Source organism: Pseudomonas sp. ATCC PTA-122608 (genome assembly GCF_001952855.1).
Taxonomy (GTDB): domain Bacteria; phylum Pseudomonadota; class Gammaproteobacteria; order Pseudomonadales; family Pseudomonadaceae; genus Aquipseudomonas.
This window is the reverse complement of the sequence record NZ_LPNO01000019.1, coordinates 91194-110703: the sequence shown is the minus strand read 5'-3', so window position 1 is coordinate 110703 and position 19510 is coordinate 91194. Positions and strand designations below refer to the sequence as shown.

The window sequence follows — 19510 nt, the reverse complement described above, 5'->3', positions numbered from 1 at the left end:
TTGATTTTAAACGAAAAATCATTCGCAGCGAGTAGGGCGGCGCAGTACTGCAGCCTGGGCCAGCCACGTCAGCACATCGGCTGTGACCGCATCACGGTTGGTTTCGTTGAATAATTCGTGGCGCGCCTGCGGGTAAATGCTCAGCTCCAGGTTCTGGCAGCCGGCTTCACGCAAAGCGTTGGCCAGACTTTTGAGACGCTTGCCTTCACTGACCGGATCACATTCGCCGCCCATTATCAGGATCGGCAGGCCCGGATCGATCTGAGCGAGATTGGACGCTTTGCTGATTTGCTGCAAGCCACCCAGCAGGTCGATCCATAGCTGGTTGGTGCAACGAAAGCCACAGAGCGGGTCGCTGACGTACTTGTCGACCTCGGCCGGGTCACGGCTGAGCCAGTCGAAAGCGGTCCGATTGGGTTTAAACGCTTTGTTGAACGATCCAAATGACAGGAAATCGATCAGCGCGCTGCGTCCCCGCAAACCCTGGCGCAAGCGTTCGCCATGAGCAATCACCTTGGCCGCGCCGTACAACGCCACCGGCTGGAAATTCGAGCCGCTGAGAATCGCCCCGTTGAGGCTGGCGCTGTGGTGCAGCAGATACGCCTGGGCGATGTAGCTGCCCATGCTGTGGCCCAGCAGGATGATCGGCACGCCCGGCGCCTGCTGGCCGATGTGTTGGTTCAGGCTCGCCAGGTCGCCCACCACTTTATTCCAGCCGTCTTTCTCGGCGAACAACCCCAGCGTGCCCTCGTCGGCGGTACGCCCGTGGCCGCGCTGGTCGGGGGCATACAGGCCGTAACCGGCGTCACACAACGCCTGGGCCAGGCGCCCATAGCGGCCACTGTGCTCGGCCATGCCGTGGGCCAGCATCATCAGCGCCTTGGGCGGCCCGTCGGGTAGCCATTGGTTGACGTACACCCGACTGCGGTCATTCGCGGTCAGCCAGAAAGTGGTGTGGTTCATGGCGCTTCCTTTGCTCAGGGTCGTTGCAGTGTATCGCTCATCGGCTTCGGGCCGGCGGATCAGCGCTGGCCTTAGCGGGGAGATTCACACAATCAATGACGCATCTTGTTGTATTTGCCTGATTGACCATAGCTGCTACCGTCCCCAAAGCTCCGCTTTCATCGCAATCAAAAGCGGCCGGACCACTCAGGTAAGAGGACAAGAATAATGCAACCTGATTTCTGGAATGACAAACGCGCGGCCGGGGTTCCCAACGAGATCGACTTGAGCGCCTACAAGTCGGTGATCGAAGTCTTCGAGCGTTCCTGCAAGACCTTTGCCGACCGTCCGGCGTTCAGCAACATGGGAGTCACCCTGACCTACGCCGAGCTGGATCGGCGCAGCGCAGCATTCGCCGGCTACCTGCAAGTGCACACCGACCTCAAGCCGGGTGACCGCATTGCGGTGCAGATGCCCAACGTCCTGCATTATCCGATTGCCGTGTTCGGCGCCTTGCGCGCCGGGCTGATCGTAGTCAACACCAATCCCCTGTACACCCCGCGGGAAATGCGCCATCAGTTCAAGGACGCCGGGATTCGTGCATTGGTGTACTTGAACCTTTTCGGTTCGCGGGTTGAAGAAGTCAGTAAAGACACCGAGATCGAGTACCTGATCGAAGCGAAGATGGGCGATTTCATGCCTGCGGCCAAGGGCTGGCTGATCAACACCGTGGTCGACAAGGTCAAGAAGATGGTCCCGGCCTACAACCTGCCCCAGGCCATCTCCTTCAAGCGTGCCCTGCACATGGGCGCCGGCCAGGCGCTCATCCGCCACCCGGTGACCCTCGACGACATCGCCGTGCTGCAATACACCGGCGGCACCACCGGCCTGGCCAAGGGCGCCATGCTCACCCACGGCAACCTGGTGGCCAACATGCAGCAAGTGCGGGCGTGCATGTCGCAACTGGGAGACGACGGGCATCCGCTGATCAAGGAAGGGCAGGAGGTGATGGTTGCGCCACTGCCGCTGTACCACATCTATGCCTTCACCGCGAATTGCATGTGCATGATGGTGTCGGGTAACCACAACGTGCTGATCACCAATCCCCGGGACATCGGCGGCTTTATCAAGGAGCTGAAGAAGTGGCGCTTCACCGGGCTGCTGGGGCTCAACACGCTGTTTGTGGCGTTGATGGATCACCCGGATTTCAAGAGCCTGGATTTCTCTCACCTCAAGCTCACCAACTCCGGTGGCACCGCGCTGGTCAAGGCCACGGCGGAGCGCTGGCAGCAACTGACCGGCTGCGCGATTGGCGAAGGCTACGGCCTTACTGAAACCTCGCCGGTGGCCAGCACCAACCCCTATGGCGGCAAATCGAAGCTGGGCACCGTGGGCATTCCGGTACCGGGCACGGCGATGAAAGTCATCGACGACAACGGCGTGGAGTTGCCGCTGGGTGAGCGGGGCGAGTTGTGCATCAAGGGCCCGCAAGTGATGAAAGGCTACTGGCAGCAACCGGTGGCGACCGCCGAAACCCTGGACGCCGACGGCTGGCTCAAGACCGGCGATATCGCGGTGATCGACCCGGATGGCTTTGTGCGCATCGTTGATCGCAAGAAGGATTTGATCATCGTCTCGGGCTTCAACGTGTACCCCAACGAGATCGAAGACGTGGTGATGGCGCACCCGGCAGTGGCCAGCTGCGCGGTGATCGGTGTCCCGGACGAGCGTACCGGCGAGGCGGTGAAGCTGTTTGTGGTGGCCCGTGCCCAGGGCGTGAGCCTTGAAGAACTGAAGACTTACTGCAAGGCCAACTTCACCGGCTACAAGGTGCCCAAGCACATTGTGTTGCGTGAGTCGTTGCCGATGACGCCGGTGGGCAAGATCTTGCGCAGGGAATTGCGCGACATAGCCTGATTTGAAATAGTCTCAAAATGTGGGAGCGGGCTTGCTCGCGAAAGCGCAGTGTCAGTCACACGATATGTCGACTGATACACCGCCTTCGCGAGCAAGCCCGCTCCCACATTTGGTTTTCATTCATTCAGTGGAATCGTGTGAACGCCCATTCCAGAGCCTTTTCCAGGCTTATAGAATCTTTGCTCTAAAAATGACCATTAGATATTCTTGAGTCATGTTTATGACCGTAGGGGCCTCTTTTGGCTCTAGGCGGCCTTTGGCAAAGCTGCTACTCTCGGCGCGCTTTGTGACCTCTTGGCCTGCTTTTAACCGCCAGACTCACCCAAAAACAAACAAATAATAATCGCATCAAATGCGATGAATGAATTCGCGTCGCTGAGGAGTGGGCTTCCATGATCGAAGACTTTTGGAAGGATAAGTACCCCGCCGGGATTGCTGCAGAAATCAATCCAGACGAGTATCCGAATATTCAGGCGGTACTGAAACAGTCCTGCCAACGCTTCGCCAACAAACCGGCTTTCAGCAACCTGGGCAAGACAATCACCTACGGTGAACTGTACGAACTGTCCGGCGCCTTTGCCGCCTACCTGCAACAGCATACCGACTTGCAGCCCGGTGATCGAATCGCCGTGCAACTGCCCAACGTCCTGCAATACCCCGTCGCCGTATTCGGTGCCATCCGTGCCGGCTTGATCGTGGTCAACACCAACCCGCTGTACACCGCGCGGGAAATGGAACACCAATTCAACGACTCGGGTGCCAAGGCCCTGGTCTGCCTGGCCAACATGGCGCACCTGGCTGAAAAAGTCGTGCCCAAGACTTCCGTCAAGCACGTGATCGTTACCGAAGTCGCCGACCTGTTGCCGCCGCTCAAGCGCCTGCTGATCAATAGCGTCATCAAATACGTGAAGAAGATGGTCCCGGCGTACCACTTGCCCAAGGCGATCAAGTTCAACGACGTATTGGCCAAGGGTCACGGCCAGCCGGTGAACGAAGTCAGCCCCGACGCCAACGACGTGGCCGTGCTGCAATACACCGGCGGCACAACCGGCGTGGCCAAAGGCGCGATGCTGACCCACCGCAACCTCGTCGCCAACATGCTGCAGTGCAAGGCGCTGATGGGCTCCAACCTCAATGAAGGCTGCGAGATCCTGATCACCCCGCTGCCGCTGTACCACATCTATGCCTTCACCTTTCATTGCATGGCGATGATGCTGATCGGCAACCACAACATCCTGATCAGCAACCCGCGCGACCTGTCGGCGATGGTCAAGGAACTGTCGAAGTGGAAGTTCAGCGGCTTTGTCGGCCTGAACACACTGTTTGTTGCGCTGTGCAACAACGACGCCTTCCGCAAGCTGGATTTCTCGGCGCTGAAAGTCACCCTGTCGGGCGGCATGGCCCTGCAATTGGCGGCAGCCGAGCGCTGGAAAGCGGTCACCGGCTGCTCCATCTGCGAAGGTTACGGCATGACCGAAACCAGCCCGGTGGCCACCGTGAACCCGATCCAGCACATCCAGATCGGCACCATTGGCATTCCGGTGCCGTCGACCCTGTGCAAAGTCATCACCGATGACGGCGTCGAGTTGGCACTGGGTGAAGTGGGCGAATTGTGCGTCAAGGGCCCGCAAGTGATGAAGGGCTACTGGCAGCGCGAAGACGCCACTGCCGAGATCCTCGACAGCGAAGGCTGGCTGAAGACCGGTGACATCGCGATCATCCAGCCGGATGGCTACATGCGCATTGTCGACCGCAAGAAGGACATGATCCTGGTCTCCGGTTTCAACGTGTATCCCAACGAGCTGGAAGACGTACTGGCGACCCTGCCAGGCGTGCTGCAATGTGCGGCCATTGGTGTGCCGGACGAGAAGTCCGGGGAACACATCAAGATCTTCATCGTGGTCAAGCCGGGTGCCACCCTGACCAAAGACCAGGTGATGGAGCACATGCGTGCCAACGTCACGGGCTACAAGGTGCCCAAGGCCGTGGAATTCCGCGATGCGCTGCCGACCACCAACGTCGGTAAGATCCTGCGCCGTGAATTGCGGGATGAAGAGCTGAAGAAGGCCGGGTTGAAGAAGTAACCGGCCTTAAAACAAAAAGCCCTGCAGATGCAGGGCTTTTTATTGAACGCGAATTTTCCCGCATTGAAATGCAATCCAAATGTGGGAGCGGGCTTGCTCGCGAAAGCGGTGTGCCAGTGATATACCGGTTACTGACACACCGCATTCGCGAGCAAGCCCGCTCCCACAATTTTTTTTACTGCATTCCTACAGTGCGAACTGCGCGAAGCTCACACCGGCGCCAGCCGGGCGTACGTCCTTGAGGAACGAGTCCTTGTCGGCACTCAGCTCCAGGGTGATCTCCGGCTTGCGCTTGCCGGCATTGCGCACCACCAGGCCTTCAAGCTTCTCGCGCAAAAACACTGTCGGCACCTTCAAGTGCAGCAACTGGTCGTTGTCCGCGTTGTGCATCAACAAGTGAATCCACTCATACTGGCCCACGGCAATCCGGCCCACCGGCAGGTCGAACCACCAGATGTTGCGTTTGCGGTCCAGGTCGGTGAAATGGCAGTTGTTGACGCCGAGTACGGCACCGCCCAGTTCCTGGTTTCTGCGGGCGATGGCCTGTGCTTTATTGAGTTTCATAACCTTCCTACGGGATCTGTTATCCAGCGCTTGCGCCTGGATGTGCCCGGCATTCTCGTGGGTTGGCCGCAAAACATAAAGCCAAACCTGTATGCCGCGATGAAATGCCGCTCAAAAAATAATTGAAACTCTCTGGAAAGGCCAAGGGTCAACGATTACGTAGTGACCAAAATCCTTGATTGTTCCCAGGAGAAATACCATGAGTAGCACATCGGATAAGGCAAAAGGTTTAGCGAACGAGGCCGTAGGCAACGTGAAGCAAGGGGTCGGTAAAGTCACCGGCAACGACAAGCTACGGGCTGAAGGCGTGGTTCAGGAAAAGAAAGGCGAAGTGCAAAAAGCAGTCGGCGACACCAAGGACGCGGTCAAGAAAGCGACCAAATAGTCCCGACTTGGCTGACTGCATTCCAGCAGCCCGACGGCCATCCACGGATGGCCGTTTTTGTGTCACCCGCAGTGATTAAAGATTGGAAATTGTTTCAGGGTCGCCAAATGGGCTACCTTGATGTAGAAAACGGCCCCTGAGTCGCCCACGAACTCAAATTTTTTGCGGCGAAAGGAGACGCTATGATTTTTCCGGTATTACAAGGCTTGCCCCTGCACAAGGTGCTGGTGCGCACCGTCAAAGAGTTCGTCGATGACGAGATGCCTACGTACGCCTCGGCACTGGCCTACCAGATGCTGTTCTCGCTGTTTCCCTTCTTGCTGTTCCTGATTGCCCTGATCGGTTTCCTGCACCTGCCAGACTTCTTCACCTGGCTGCGCATGCAGTCGGAACTGGTGTTGCCGCCCCAGGCCCTGGAACAGGTCAACCCGGTGATCGACCAGTTGCAGCAATCCAAGGGTGGCCTGCTGTCGGTGGGTATCGTGATCGCGCTGTACACCGCCTCGGCGGGCGTGCGCCTGATGATGAGCGCGATGAACGCCGCCTACGACGTGGTGGAAGGCCGGCCGATCTGGAAGCGTTTCCCGCTGTCGGTGTTCTACACCATCGGCATCGCCGGCATGCTGTTGGCTGCCGCCGCGTTGATGGTGCTCGGGCCGCAGGTGATGGAATGGCTGGCGGGGCAGATCGGCATGCAGGAATTCGTGGTCACGTTGTGGACCATCCTGCGTTGGCCGCTGATCGTGATCCTGTTGATGTTCTCCGTGGCCTTGATGTACTACGTCATGCCTGACGTGAAGCAGAAATTTCGCTTTATCACCCCGGGATCGGTGCTGGCGGTGGTGGTCTGGATCATCGCTTCCCTGGGGTTTGGCTACTACGTCAAAACCTTCGCCGACTACAACGCCATGTATGGCAGTATCGGCGCGATCATTGTGTTGCTGCTGTACTTCTACATTTCCGCCGCCGTGCTGTTGCTGGGGGCGGAGATGAACGCGGTGATCGAACACATGTCGGCTGAAGGCAAGGATCCTGGTGAAAAGGACTTTGGCGAGCACGACGAAAAAAAGCATGTTTCCGGCCTCGGCCGAGACCCCTCACTCAAGCCCACTACCGACGAAGTCTGATCGATGATCCGTGAAATCCTGAAAATGGGCGATGAGCGCCTGCTGCGTGTTGCCCCGCCGGTTCCGCCGGAGATGTTCGACAGCCCTGAGCTGTGGCAGTTGATTGATGACATGTTCCAGACCATGGAGCACGTCGGTGGCGTTGGCCTGGCCGCGCCGCAGGTGGGTGTGGACCTGCAACTGGTGATCTTCGGTTTCGAGAGCAGCGAACGCTACCCGGACGCGCCCGCCGTGCCCCAGACCATCCTGATCAACCCGCTGATCACGCCACTCAGCCCGGTGCTGGAAGAAGGCTATGAAGGGTGCCTGTCGGTGCCCGGCTTGCGTGGGGCAGTGGACCGTTACCAGCAGATTCGCTACGAAGGCTTCGATCCCAAGGGCGAGCCGATTGTGCGGATTGCCGAAGGCTTCCACGCACGAGTGGTCCAGCACGAGTGCGATCACCTGATCGGCCGGCTGTACCCCTCGCGGATTACCGACTTCAGCAAGTTCGGGTTTATCGAAGTGATGTTCGAGGGAGCTTGCTCCCGCTGGAGTGCGAAGCGCTCCCAAGATTTTGGGGCCGCTGCGCAGCCCAGCGGGAGCAAGCTCCCTCGCCACAGAATGTGTGGTTTATTTAGCGGGTTTAACAAACCGCAACGTCATCCGGTCCGACTCACCAATCGCTACATACTTCGCCTTATCCTTCTCCCCCAACGTCAACGCAGGCGGCAAGGTCCAGACCCCATCCGGGTAATCCTTGGTGTCTTTCGGGTTAGCATTGACCTCGCTCTGCCCCTCAAGCTTGAACCCCGCATCAGTCGCCAGTTTCACCACATACGCCGTGGTCAGGTAACCGCTGTGCTTGATGTCTTCCAGCGACGCCCCGTCCTTGGCTCGGTGATCCACCACACCCAGCACGCCACCCGGTTTCAACACCTTGAAGAATGCATCGAACATCGCCGGTGCCGTATCCGCCATCACCCAGTTGTGCACGTTGCGAAAGGTCAGCACCGTGTCGGCCGAGCCTGGCTTGCCCAGCACCGGCGCCTTGGGGTCGAACTCGGCAAAGGCCGCCTTGGCGTAATGCACCGGGTCTGCGGCGAATTTCTTCTTCAGATTTTCTTCTGACGTACGCGCGTAAGCACTGCTGCTCGGGGCCTGCACGGCGGCGATGTAATGGCCGTTGTCCTTGAGCAGCGGCGCCAGCACTTCGCTGTACCAGCCGCCACCCGGGGTGATTTCGATCAGGGTCTGGTTGGCCCGCAGGCCAAAGAATTCCAGGGTCTGTTGCGGGTGACGATAGACATCCCGCGCGCTGTTGGCCGGCAGGCGCCAACTGCCGGCAAGCACGCTTGCGTACTGCTCGGCGGTAACCGGGGCTTCGACTGCCTGGCTCAAGGCCGGGGCGAGGAGGGCGGCAAGGGACAAAGCTGCAAGGGTCGCTTTCATGATCTTCCAGGGAGTGGGCCTATGTGTCGCCGAGGCTAGCATGGGGGCCACAAACGCTGTTTACACATTATCGACGGTCGACCTCACCAACGGTTCTAAGCCCATCGCAATCATTGGCTTGTTACGTTTGTAACGCACCAGGCGCTCGGACAAAGACTGCGGCAGCAGCGTGTCCTGGGTAAAGCCGAGACGCTGGTAAAAGCCTTCAAGTTCCGGGTGGCAAAACAGCCACAGCGTCCCCTCGACGCTGGCAGAGGCGTCCCGAATCAGCCGCGCCGCCAGCCCTTGGCCACGCATGGCCGGGTCGACAAACAGCCCGGTCAGCCATTGCCCGCCCACCACTGGCGTCAGGCACAGTCCTGCGACAATCTCGCTGCCTTTGGCCACCCACAACTGGCCGCCCTTGAGGGCCTTCATCGTTGAGTTATGGCGGCGGTAGAACTTGTTCAGCAGCGGCCACAAAGGCTCCGCCAGTCGGTCGATGTGCAACTCGGGCATGGTTTTCAAACACGCGAATTCAGGGGGCGAAGATTATAAGTCGGGCAAAGCGCCTTCTGTTGGGCAATCGGTGTTATACCCAGTGTTACATCCCCTGTAAGTGGAGCACGCATCATGGCCAAAGGTCTGAATTCCAAGAAAGCTGACAAGAAGAAACCGGCAAAGACCGCCGATGAAAAACGCGCCGAGAAAAAGGCCAAGAAAACCGACAGCAATCTGTTCGGTCACTAAAGTTCTAAGGTAAGCACCAAACGATCTGCAAGATTTTCCCGCCTTATTGCACAGAGCAGGATGAAGCCGACTTTTTCGTCGGTCACGCCTGCCCTGAGCTGCCGATGTCCAACTACCTTGATGAAACCCACAGCTTCGAAATCGAGGCCCTGGCAAATACCTTTACCGCCCGCACCGAGTGGCCGACCTGGCTGCTGTTGATCGGTGTGTATGCCGGCTGGTTTACGGTGATGTTTGGCAGCCACTGGCTCGGCCGGTGGCTGAGTACCGCGCTGTTGATTCCGCTCGTGGCACTGTGGATGTCCCTGCAACACGAACTCCTGCACGGCCATCCCACCCGTTTCAATGCCCTGAACAAACTCCTCGGCTACGCGCCGTTTGCCGTCTGGTACCCCTACACCCTGTACCGCAATTGCCACCTGGTGCACCACAACGACGAAGACCTGACGGTGCCCGGTGTCGATCCGGAAAGCCGCTACCTGAATCAATTGCAGTGGTCAGCGAGTTCACCCTTTGAGCGCACCCTGCATTTGCTGACCAAGACCGTCCTCGGGCGCTTCTTGCTGGGCTCGCCGCTGGCGCTGTGGAAACTGGCCCGCAACGAATTCAGGCGCCTGTGCCAAGGCCAGCGCCAGGCCTGGTTGATGTGGCTGAGCCATGGCACCGTGACCGCACTGATGCTGACCTTTATCGCCCACTACAGCGTGCTGCCGGTGTGGCACTACGTGGCGCTGGTCAGCGTGCCGGCCTTGTCGGTGGCGGCGATCCGTTCCTACTATGAACACCGCCCGCACCCGCAACCGGAGCAACGCACGGTTCTCAATGAGGCCGCCTGGCCGTGGACCTGGCTGTTCCTCAACAACAACCTGCACCTGGTGCACCACGACTTGCCGAAGCTGCCGTGGTACTTGCTGCCCACCGTGTACCGCGCGCGCCGCGAACAATGGGTGGCGCGCAGCGGCGGGTTCCTGGTGCAGGGTTACGGCCAGTTGATCGGCCGTCACGGGCTCAAGGCTATCGACAGCCCACGGCACCCCTTTGCTTGAGAGACGACCATGAGTGACCGCTACGCCGAACTGCTGATGTACGTGGCGCCGCAAGAGGTGCAACAGGCCAACGAGCGCTGGCTTTCGCGCATCCTGGAGCACCTGGGCGTGACCCGCCGCAATGCCGAGCATCTCGACCTGCGCAGCCTGTGGCGCGCGCCCGAATTGCTGCTGACGCAAACCTGCGGCTACCCGCTGATGACCGAGCTGCGCGGGCAGGTCCATGTGATCGGCCGCCCGCGCTACGAGCTGCCCCACAGCAGCGGTGGCGCCCATTGCAGCCTGCTGCTGACCCGCGACGACAATCCACGCAGCGCCTTGGCCGACTTTTACAACAGCCGCGGCGTGATCAATGGCCACGACTCCAACAGCGGCATGAACCTGCTGCGTGAACGCCTGGCGCCGCTGCAGCAGGGCGGTCGGTTCTTTGCCGACGTCGGCATCAGCGGCGCCCATCGTGAAAGCCTGCGCTGGCTGCGGGAAGACCGTGCTGACCTGGCCGCCATCGACAGCGTGACCTTCGACTACCTCGCGCGTTTTGCGCCGCAGGAAGTGGCCGGGCTGCGGATCGTCACCCGCAGTGCGCCCAGCCCGACGTTGCCGTACATCACCGCGCCGGGTTCAAGTGAACACCTGCGGGAAGCCATGAACCTGGCCTTGCAGGACCTGCCCGACGTGGTGCAAACCCTCGGCGTACACGAAGTGCTGCCCGCCAGCGAAGCGGATTACCAGGTGCTGCTGGATTACCGGCAGCAGGCCGAAGCCCTGGGTTATCCACGCCTCCAATGATCGTTCCCACGCTCCGCGTGGGAACGCACCTTGTGACGCTCTGCGTCACGATTTCAAGCAGACGCGGAGCGTCCAAGGCGGCATTCCCACGCAGAGAGTGTGAGCGATCTGTTATATAAAAATACCTTTTTAATATTATTAAAGAATAACAAGCCTTGCTAGGATCGCTCCACCGGAACACCGGACATAACGCGCAACCTACTCAGATGGAGCCACTATGTCCGGCGCCGACACTTCTCACAGCGATTACGTGGGCGGATTATTCCGCAGTCATTACGACTGGCTGTGCGGCCGTTTGCACCGCCATCTCGATTCCCGTGCCCACGCCGAAGACATCGCCGCCGACACCTTCGTCCAGCTTCTGAGTTCCCCGGACGTAGTGCCGATTCGCCAACCCCGCGCCTTGCTCACCACCATTGCTCAACGCCTGATGTATCAACTGTGGCGCCGTCGAGACCTGGAGCGCGCTTACCTCGACGCCCTCGATCAGGACGAAACGTCGCCCGCACCATCCCCGGAAGACCTCGCGCAAATGCTCGAAGCCCTGCAGGCCATCGACCAGTTGCTCGACGGCTTGCCGGCCAAGGTCAAGGCGACCTTCCTGTTGTCGCAGCTCAATGGCCTGACCTACCCGGAAATCGCGGCCGAGCTGGGCATTTCCCCGCGTTCGGTCAGCAACTACATGAGCCGTTTGCGCCAGACCCCGGGCCAGCAATACAGGCACCTGCCGCCGCCGGAAGGGGCGTTTTACTACACGCGGCTCAGTTATGACTTTTAAACCCTGATCTTGAAGGGTGTGGAGATCAAATGTGGGAGCGGGCTTGCTCGCGAAAGCGGTGTATCAGTTAGCACATGTATCGACTGACACGACGCCTTCGCGAGCAAGCCCGCTCCCACACTGACTGTGCTCACTTTGGATTGTTTGTAGATTGAAAATTGAATCTCCAAGAGGCTACTCATGAGAACACTAAAAAACCTGCTCGGTGGCTCGCTCCTGGCACTCACCGTCCTGGCACAGTCCGCCACAGCCGCCTAACCAGCCAAACCGATTCACTTCGGTGACATCACCTGGGAAAGCGGCAGCCTCATCACCGAAGTGCTGCGCCTGATCGTCGAGAAAGGCTACGGCCTGCCCACCGACACCTTGCCCGGCAGCACCGTGAGCCTGGAGGCCGCCCTGGCCAAGGACGATATCCAGGTGATCGGAGAAGAATGGGCCGGGCGCAGCCCTGCTTGGGTCAAGGCTGAAAGCGAAGGCAAAGTATTCGGTCTGGGCGACACCGTCAAAGGCGCCACCGAAGGCTGGTGGGTACCCGAGTATGTGATCAAGGGCGACGCCGAGCGCGGTATCAAGCCCTTGGCCCCGGAGCTTAAATCCGTCGCCGACCTGGCCCGTTACAAAGACGTGTTCCGCGACCCCGAAGACCCCACCCGCGGTCGCTTCCTCAACAGCCCCACCGGCTGGACCTCGGAGATCGTCAACAGCCAGAAACTCAAGGCTTACGGGCTGACCGACACCTTCGTCAACTTCCGCACCGGCTCCGGCGCGGCGCTGGATGCCGAGGTCGCTTCGTCGATCCGACGCGGCAAGCCGGTGCTGTTCTACTACTGGTCGCCGACGCCACTGTTGGGGCGCTTCAAGTTGATCAAGCTGGAAGAGCCGCCGTTCAACTCCGAAGCCTGGAAGACCCTGGCCGACGCCAACAACCCGCACCCCATCGGTACCCGCTCGATGCAGGCGCGGTTGGCGATTGGCGTGTCGGCGCCGTTCAAGACGCAGTACCCGCAACTGGTGACGTTCTTTGAAAAGGTCGACCTGCCGATTGACCTGCTCAACGGCATCCTCGCGCAAATGGCCGAGAAACGTACCGCGCCGCGCCAAGTGGCTGAAGCGTTCCTGAAAGAACAACCGCAGGTCTGGCAGCAATGGGTGCCGGCGGACGTCGCGGCCAAGGTCAAGGAGACTCTCTGATGCGCAAGCTCATCGCAGCCACACTGTTGGCGCTGTGCGCCGGGCCGCTGCTGGCGGCAGAACCGGCCACCCTGCGGGTCGGCTACCAGAAAAGCTCGGTGAGCATGGTGCTCGCCCGTGAGCATCACCTGTTCGAAGAAGGGCTGCCGGGCACCAAGGTCGAGTGGATCGAATTTCTTGGCGGCCCGCCGCTGATCGAAGCCTTGAACGGCGGCAGCATCGACATCGGCAATATCGGTGACATCCCGCCGATTTTCGCTCAAGCCGCCGGGATCGACATTCGCTATATAGCCGTCGAACCCAACGACGGGCGTACTGAAGCCATCCTGTTGCCCAAAGACAGCACCGTACAAAGCGTGGCCGAACTCAAAGGTAAACGCGTGGCGCTGCTCAAGGGCTCCAGCGCCCACAACTTGTTCCTCAAAAGCTCGCTACGTGCGGGCTTGCAGTGGAAGGATGTGAATGTGGTGTACCTGTCGCCCTCCGACGGCCGTGCCGCGTTTGAACAAGGCAAGGTCGACGCTTGGGTCGTGTGGGACCCTTACTACTCGGCGGCGGTGGTGGACGGTTCGGCGAAGGTGCTGGGGGATGGCCAGGGGCTGAACCCGGCGGGCAGTTTCTTCATCGCCAGCGGCGCGTTTGCCAAGCAGCACCCCCAGGCGATTGCCACGATTCTCAAGGTGTTTGCCCAGGCGCAGCGATTGTCCCTGGACCATCACGACGAAAGCGTCGCGCTGATGGCCAAGACCCTGGGCTTGCAGCCGGCGGTAGTGGAAAGCTACTTCAAGCACCGCTCGCCGACGCCGAGCCGGCCACTGAACGCGACGGACATCGCCACCCAACAAGGCACGGCCGACGCGTTTTTTGCCAACGGCCTGATCCCGAAAAAGGTCGATGTGCAGCAAGTCGTGTTCAAGGCCCCATAACTTTATCCCTGTGGTGAGGGGGTTGCTGTGGGGGGGCTTGCTGTGGCGAGGGAGCTTGCTCCCGCTGGGCTGCGTAGCGGCCCMAAAAAAGCGGGAGCGCTTCGCACTCCAGCGGGAGCAAGCTCCCTCGCCACATAAAAGCCTCTTCAGCGTCGACTTTCGTAACCCATCAGTGAGCAGGCCATGCAACCGATCTGCATCGACTTCCTCAACGCCATCGAATCCAGCGTTGCCATCCGGGTCGGTGGATGGGTTGGGCCTACCTGTAAAGCAATGGAAATAAAATGTGGGAGCGGGCTTGCTCGCGAAAGCGGTGGATCAGTCAATGCATCTGGTGACTGTCACACCGCATTCGCGAGCAAGCCCGCTCCCACATTTTGACCATATTTCAGGTCATGGATTTTCAGCGGCCAACGCAGCAATCACCGCCGGCCGTTCACCAACCCGCTGCTGAAACTTCGCCAGCGCCGGCCACTGCTGCAAGTCGATATCAAAGAACCCCGCCCAACGCAGCACCACAAACAGATACGCATCTGCCACGGAGAATTGCGCGCCCAACAGGTAGTCCTGACGCTCCAGGGTCTGTACCAGAATCGCAAACCGCTTGAACAGCGTGGCCTTGAACAGCGCCTTCACCTCATCCGGAATCGCGTCCTTGAACAACACCCCCAGCCCGCCGTGAATCTCGCTGGAGACAAAGTTCAGCCATTCCTGCAAACGCACCCGCTCCCAACTGCCATTGACCGGCGCCAGGCCAGCTTCGGGGACCAAGTCGGCCAGGTATTGCAGGATGGCGGCACCTTCGGTCAGCACCTCGCCGTTGTCCAGTTGCAACGCCGCCACGTAACCCTTGGGGTTGATCTGCAAGAAGTCATCACCGTCAGCCGTGAGCTTTTTCTGGTTGTCGACGCGAATCAATTCAAACGGCAGGGCCAATTCCCGCAGCACGATATGGGAGGCGAGGGAACAGGCATTCGGGGAAAAATACAGCTTCATCGGGGCAACTCCGCAGGACAGTTGCCTTCAGTCTCGTGGGCATGGCACCTTGCGTAAAATTAATCTTTCAGAACCCTGCCATAAGGACAGCTACTGCCATGATGAACCTGATGCACTGGCGCCTGCTGGTGGCCGTGGCGGACAACGGCAGTATCACCGCAGCCTCCGAGCGGGTGGGCATGACCCAATCCGCCGCCAGCCAGGCCATGGCGGCCATGGAGGCCAACCTCGGTGCGCAGTTGTTTGTACGTGAAGCGCGCCAGACCTTGCCCACTGCCTTGGGCCTGCAAGTGATCGAGCAGGCGCGGGTGATGCTGGGGGCCTTGCAGGCGATTCGTACCACGGTGGACGAAGCGCGGCCCATGCTGCGTGGGACGATCCGCATCGCGAGTTTCCCCATGGTGCTCGCGGTGTTTCTGCCGCCGCTGTTGCGGCGGTTCAACCAGCTTTACCCAGGCATTGAGGTCACGGGGCTGGAAGTCACGGACGATGAAGTGAACACCTTGCTTGACGCGAATCTGATCGACTTGGGGGTGGTGCTTAACCCGCCGTCCGAGCGCAATGCTGCGGTGCTGGGGCGCGATAACTGGGTGGCCGTGTTGCCGATGGCGCACGCGTTTTCCCGGCGCCCGGCGCAGGCAACGGTGACGCTGGAAGAATTGGTGGAGCAGCCGTTTGTGCTTGCCACCGGCGGCTGCACCGTCAACGCCCGCAGCCTGGCGCAGGAAGCCGGTTTGATATTGCGTGAGGTACGGGTGGAAGTGCGGGAGTGGAACAGCGCCTTTAGCCTGGTGCGCGAAGGTGTCGGCGTCACCCTGGTACCCGAGATGACCCTGCCGGCCCAGCGCCACGGCTTGCGCATCATGCCGCTGGCGGAGCCGGTGCACCGCGAGTTCGCCTTGGTGACTTCACGCCACCAACCGCCTTCTGCAGCGGTTAATGCCTTGTTGCAAATGCTGGCTGACTAGTGGCCTTGCATAGCGCCAACGCCTGTCTATGCTCACCCAGAACCGTTGATGACGCATGGCATATAAAGCGTTTCGGATGGTTTTCCCCATAAAAGGCTGTGGTCAAGATTCAAACCGTGAATGGAATGCGCCCGCGTGGGCGTCGGGAAAATAAAGGGTGATCCGCCATGTTCAACCGTCAACACAAATCCGACCAGCTGGAAATCGAACGTTTCTCCTGTGCCCTCACCGAAGCCAAAGCCAAATTGGCCGCCATCAGCCGTTCCATGGCAATGATCGAGTTTGACCGCAACGGCATCGTGCTGGATGCCAATGAAAACTTCTGCAAGACCATGGGCTACAGCGCCGACGAAATTCGCGGCAAGCATCACCGGATTTTCTGCGAAGAGGCTTATACCCACACCGATGCCTACGCCAAACTCTGGCGCGACCTGGCGCGGGGTGAACCTCTCAGTGGCACGTTCATGCGGCTGAATAAACATGGCCAGGAGGTGTGGCTGGAAGCCAGTTACATGCCGGTGCTCGGTGCCGATAACCAGGTACAGAGCGTGATCAAGGTCGCCTCGGATATCTCGGCGCGAATCCACCACGAGCATGAAAACCAGAGCCTGATCGACGCCATCGGCCGCTCCATGGCGGTGATTGAATTCACTCCGCAAGGCCAGATTCTGAATGCCAACGACAACTTCCTGAAGACAGTGAAGTATTCCCTCGGTGAAATCGTTGGCCAGCACCACAGTATGTTCTGCCATCGCGGTGAGACCGAGTCGCCGGCCTACAAAGCCTTCTGGGCCTCGCTCAATCGCGGCGAATATCACTCCCATCGGTTTGAGCGCAAAGACAAATTCGGACAAACGCTGTTCCTGGAAGCCTCCTACAACCCGATCTTCGATGCCAGCGGGCGCCTGTACAAAGTGGTGAAATTCGCCAGTGACATCACCGACCAGGTCACCACCTTGCGCACCGCTGCCGACTCGGCCCACGCCACCTCGGTGCAGAACGACGCCTGCGCCCGCAAGGGTTCGGAAGTGGTGCAGCAGACCGTGCAGATCATCGAAGAAATCTCTCGCGACCTTAACGAAGCCGCCGTGAGTATCGACGCGGTGAGCAAACAGTCGGACATCATCGGCAGCATCGTCCAGACCATCCGCGGCATCGCCGACCAGACCAACCTGCTGGCGCTCAACGCCGCGATCGAAGCGGCCCGGGCGGGTGAACACGGGCGCGGGTTTGCGGTGGTGGCGGATGAAGTGCGCAGCCTTGCAGCACGTACCAGCCAGGCGACGATCGAGATTGTGGATGTGGTGCGCAAGAACCACGACCTGTCGATCAGCGCGGTGTCGAGCATGCAGTCGAGCTTGAGCCGCACGGGGCTTGGGGTGGAGTTGGCGAATGAAGCGGGGCAGGTGATCCTGGAAATTCAGGAAGGGTCACGGCATGTGGTGGATGCGATGAGGGAGCTTGCTCCCGCTGGGCTGCGTAGCGGCCCCAAAATCTTGGGAGCGCTGCGCACTCCAGCGGGAGCAAGCTCCCTCGCCACAGCAAGCCCCCCTGACCACAGGGTTTGTATTGTCAGGGCTTAGATCGCAGCCAGGGTTTCTTTCACCGTCTGCGCCTGCGGGTCAGCGGTTTTCGCCGCTACTTGCTGCGCCTGCTGGTCCTTCAGGCGTGCGGCAACTTCCTTGGAAATCGCGTCCTGCTTTTCCTGCGGCATGTTCTTCACATCTTCTTCGGTCAAACCCTGTTCCTTGAGCAGTTGCTCGCGGATGCGCTCGGCCGGGCTTTTCTTCATGTAGTCGGTGAAGTCACTGCGGGCCGATGAGGTGGAGTCGGTCTTGGGCACATCGGTGGTCGACGTGGTCGCGGTGGTGGCCTGCAACTGCACGCGGGTCTTGGCGAAGGCCGCATCGATGTTGTCAGCCGTGGCGTCGGCGGCGGCCTGGGTGGTGGACACGCCGGCGACGCCCTGCGCGTTTTGCGCGGCACCGCTGTACAGCGCGCTGGCAGCGGCGTTGGCCGGGTCCATGTCTGCGCGCTTGATGCGTTGGATCGTCGACTGAGCCTGGGGATTGTTGTTGATCAGCATGATCAGGACACCTGTGGATGTGGGCGGTGCCACAGGAGGAGCAATTAGCGTGCCCAGTGGCAAGGCCCCGTGTTTACCAGGCTTTGGGCCGCCACCGTCGGCAAGCGTTGGCGTGCCGACGGCCAGTGTTTGCCGCTAGTGGGCAATGTTCTCCAGCGCCAGGTTGCGGGTGCGCGGGCCGAACCAGCTGATGGTGATCATCACGATCAACATGCTGCTGGCGATAAACGCCAACACGCCCGGCGTGCCGAGGTGTTCGAGAATCACGCCGATCAACAAGCTGCTGAACACCGTCGACAACCGGCTGAACGAATAGCAGAAACCCACCGCCCGGGCGCGGATATTGGTGGGGAACAGTTCGCTCTGGTAGGAGTGATAGCTGAAACTCAGCCAGGCGTTGCAAAAGGTGATCATCACTCCGCAGATCACCAGCCCCACGGCGGTGGTTTGCAGCGCGAACAAACTGCCGAAGATCACCGAACCCAGGGCCGAGCCGACAATCTGCCATTTGTTCTCAAAACGGTTCGCCACCTTCACAAACAGCAGCGGCCCCAGCGGGTAGGCGAGGGTGATGATGAAGGCATAACCCAAGCTGTGAGTGACGCTCACGCCCTGGCCCGAGAGCAGCGCCGGCAGCCAGTTGCCGAAGCCGAAAAAACCGATGGCCTGGAACACATGAAACACAATCAGCATCAACGCCCGGCGCCGGTACGGCGGTTGCCAGATATCGGAAAAGCGTCCTTGGCCCTGCACGCTCACGGCTTCAGGTTCCGGTTCATCCAGTGGCTTGCCGTGGTCCTTCTGACAGCGTGCTTCGAGGCTGTCCATGATCTGCCCGGCCTCGTCGAAGCGGCCTTTTTGCGCGAGCCAGCGCGGTGACTCCGGCAGGCGCTTGCGCAGTTGCCAGATAAACAGCGCAAACACCGCACTGCTCAGCACCACCCAGCGCCAGCCGGAAATCCCGAACGGCGCCTGGGGCACCAGCCACCACGACATCAAGGCCACCGCCGGCACCGACAGGAACTGGATGAAAAACGCGAAGGCAAACGCCGAACTGCGCATGCGCTTGGGCACCAGTTCCGAGAGGTAGGCATCGATGGTAACCAGCTCGATCCCCAGGCCGATGCCCACCAGAAAACGCATGCAGATGATCCCCAGGGCTGAGGTCTGGATGCCCATCAGCACGGTGGCGACGGTGTACCAGATCAACGCAAAGGTGAAGATCGCCCGGCGCCCGTAGCGGTCGGCAATCGGGCTGAGCAGGCTGGCGCCGAGGAACAGACCGAGGAAGGTCGCCGAGGCAAAGGCCGCTTGATCGGAGAAGCCGAATACGCCCTGGCTGCCGGTGTGGAAAATCCCGTCGCTGATCAACCCGGGGCTGATGTAGGCGGTCTGGAACAGGTCGTATAGCTCGAAAAAACCGCCAATCGACAGCAACGCCACCAGGCGCCAGACGGTAGCGACGGCGGGCAGGCGATCAATGCGCGCGCTGATATGCGCGGCGCGGATCGGGTCGATGCCGTCTGCGGTAGAAAGGAAAGACATGGG

General features: G+C 60.1%; 17 protein-coding genes and 3 pseudogenes. 13 read left to right on the top strand and 7 right to left on the bottom strand.

What is annotated here, in order from left to right:
* Window positions 1-18 precede the first annotated feature (18 nt).
* Window positions 19-963 carry an alpha/beta hydrolase gene (locus tag AU074_RS17940; RefSeq protein WP_076015852.1) on the bottom strand — a complete coding sequence of 315 codons (945 nt, stop codon included), beginning with the start codon at window positions 961-963 and terminating at the stop codon, window positions 19-21.
* A 207-nt stretch (window positions 964-1170) separates the two neighbouring features.
* On the opposite strand from AU074_RS17940, the gene fadD2 reads away from it, so the two are divergent.
* Together fadD2 and fadD1 are read left to right on the top strand one after the other, a co-directional pair.
* On the top strand, window positions 1171-2859 hold the full coding sequence (gene fadD2 / locus AU074_RS17935) for a long-chain-fatty-acid--CoA ligase FadD2 (protein ID WP_076015851.1): 1689 nt from the start codon (window positions 1171-1173) through the stop codon (window positions 2857-2859).
* Between the two features lie 392 nt (window positions 2860-3251).
* Complete coding sequence (fadD1, locus tag AU074_RS17930; RefSeq protein ID WP_076015850.1) at window positions 3252-4943, top strand: long-chain-fatty-acid--CoA ligase FadD1; 1692 nt, start codon at window positions 3252-3254, stop codon at window positions 4941-4943.
* A 186-nt stretch (window positions 4944-5129) separates the two neighbouring features.
* Here fadD1 and AU074_RS17925 read toward each other — a convergent pair whose 3' ends face one another.
* Complete coding sequence (locus tag AU074_RS17925; RefSeq protein WP_076015849.1) at window positions 5130-5507, bottom strand: hypothetical protein; 378 nt, start codon at window positions 5505-5507, stop codon at window positions 5130-5132.
* 199 nt (window positions 5508-5706) lie between these two features.
* Between AU074_RS17925 and AU074_RS17920 the strand changes: the two genes are divergently transcribed.
* From AU074_RS17920 to def, 3 genes and pseudogenes are all read left to right on the top strand, one after another.
* Complete coding sequence (locus tag AU074_RS17920) at window positions 5707-5892, top strand: CsbD family protein (RefSeq protein ID WP_076015848.1); 186 nt, start codon at window positions 5707-5709, stop codon at window positions 5890-5892.
* A 182-nt stretch (window positions 5893-6074) separates the two neighbouring features.
* Window positions 6075-7019 (top strand): YihY/virulence factor BrkB family protein, encoded by a 945-nt coding sequence (locus tag AU074_RS17915; RefSeq protein WP_076015847.1) that lies wholly within the window; start codon window positions 6075-6077, stop codon window positions 7017-7019.
* A gap of 3 nt (window positions 7020-7022) precedes the next feature.
* A pseudogene (gene def, locus AU074_RS17910) lies at window positions 7023-7532 on the top strand (peptide deformylase); the annotation flags it as partial.
* A 99-nt stretch (window positions 7533-7631) separates the two neighbouring features.
* Here def and AU074_RS17905 read toward each other — a convergent pair.
* Together AU074_RS17905 and AU074_RS17900 are read right to left on the bottom strand one after the other, a co-directional pair.
* Complete coding sequence (locus AU074_RS17905) at window positions 7632-8450, bottom strand: class I SAM-dependent methyltransferase (protein ID WP_076015846.1); 819 nt, start codon at window positions 8448-8450, stop codon at window positions 7632-7634.
* A 60-nt stretch (window positions 8451-8510) separates the two neighbouring features.
* Window positions 8511-8948, bottom strand: coding sequence for a GNAT family N-acetyltransferase (locus AU074_RS17900; RefSeq protein WP_076015845.1), 438 nt, complete (start codon window positions 8946-8948; stop codon window positions 8511-8513).
* Window positions 8949-9283: 335 nt separating this feature from the next.
* Between AU074_RS17900 and AU074_RS17895 the strand changes: the two genes are divergently transcribed.
* The 5 genes and pseudogenes from AU074_RS17895 to AU074_RS17875 all read left to right on the top strand — a co-directional run bounded on the left by AU074_RS17895 (window position 9284) and on the right by AU074_RS17875 (window position 13912).
* Window positions 9284-10225: a fatty acid desaturase gene (locus AU074_RS17895; protein ID WP_076015844.1), complete on the top strand. Its 942-nt coding sequence runs from the start codon at window positions 9284-9286 to the stop codon at window positions 10223-10225.
* A 9-nt stretch (window positions 10226-10234) separates the two neighbouring features.
* Window positions 10235-11014, top strand: a complete 780-nt coding sequence (locus AU074_RS17890) for a phosphate/phosphite/phosphonate ABC transporter substrate-binding protein (protein ID WP_076015843.1) — start codon at window positions 10235-10237, stop codon at window positions 11012-11014.
* Between the two features lie 217 nt (window positions 11015-11231).
* The gene (locus AU074_RS17885) at window positions 11232-11792 is read left to right on the top strand and encodes a sigma-70 family RNA polymerase sigma factor (protein ID WP_076015842.1); all 561 of its coding nucleotides are present in this window, start codon (window positions 11232-11234) and stop codon (window positions 11790-11792) included.
* Between the two features lie 180 nt (window positions 11793-11972).
* A pseudogene (locus AU074_RS17880) lies at window positions 11973-12986 on the top strand (ABC transporter substrate-binding protein).
* Window positions 12986-13912, top strand: a complete 927-nt coding sequence (locus AU074_RS17875; RefSeq protein WP_076015841.1) for an aliphatic sulfonate ABC transporter substrate-binding protein — start codon at window positions 12986-12988, stop codon at window positions 13910-13912. Before AU074_RS17880 ends, AU074_RS17875 begins: the two are co-directional and overlap by 1 nt.
* Window positions 13913-14305: 393 nt before the next feature.
* On the opposite strand, the gene gstA is transcribed toward AU074_RS17875, so the two are convergent.
* Window positions 14306-14908, bottom strand: coding sequence for a glutathione transferase GstA (gstA, locus tag AU074_RS17865; protein WP_076015839.1), 603 nt, complete (start codon window positions 14906-14908; stop codon window positions 14306-14308).
* A gap of 98 nt (window positions 14909-15006) precedes the next feature.
* Here gstA and AU074_RS17860 point away from each other — a divergent pair, with 98 nt between their 5' ends.
* The 3 genes and pseudogenes from AU074_RS17860 to AU074_RS34890 all read left to right on the top strand — a co-directional run bounded on the left by AU074_RS17860 (window position 15007) and on the right by AU074_RS34890 (window position 17459).
* Window positions 15007-15876, top strand: a complete 870-nt coding sequence (locus AU074_RS17860; protein ID WP_076015838.1) for a LysR family transcriptional regulator — start codon at window positions 15007-15009, stop codon at window positions 15874-15876.
* A 167-nt stretch (window positions 15877-16043) separates the two neighbouring features.
* Window positions 16044-16772, top strand: a pseudogene (locus AU074_RS34895) (PAS domain-containing protein); the annotation flags it as partial.
* An 18-nt stretch (window positions 16773-16790) separates the two neighbouring features.
* The gene (locus AU074_RS34890) at window positions 16791-17459 is read left to right on the top strand and encodes a methyl-accepting chemotaxis protein (protein ID WP_371916632.1); all 669 of its coding nucleotides are present in this window, start codon (window positions 16791-16793) and stop codon (window positions 17457-17459) included.
* On the opposite strand, the gene AU074_RS17850 is transcribed toward AU074_RS34890, so the two are convergent.
* The gene (locus AU074_RS17850; protein ID WP_076015837.1) at window positions 17456-17962 is read right to left on the bottom strand and encodes a hypothetical protein; all 507 of its coding nucleotides are present in this window, start codon (window positions 17960-17962) and stop codon (window positions 17456-17458) included. The genes AU074_RS34890 and AU074_RS17850 overlap by 4 nt on opposite strands.
* Window positions 17963-18097: 135 nt before the next feature.
* Window positions 18098-19507 (bottom strand): MFS transporter, encoded by a 1410-nt coding sequence (locus tag AU074_RS17845; RefSeq protein ID WP_076015836.1) that lies wholly within the window; start codon window positions 19505-19507, stop codon window positions 18098-18100.
* Window positions 19508-19510 lie beyond the last annotated feature (3 nt).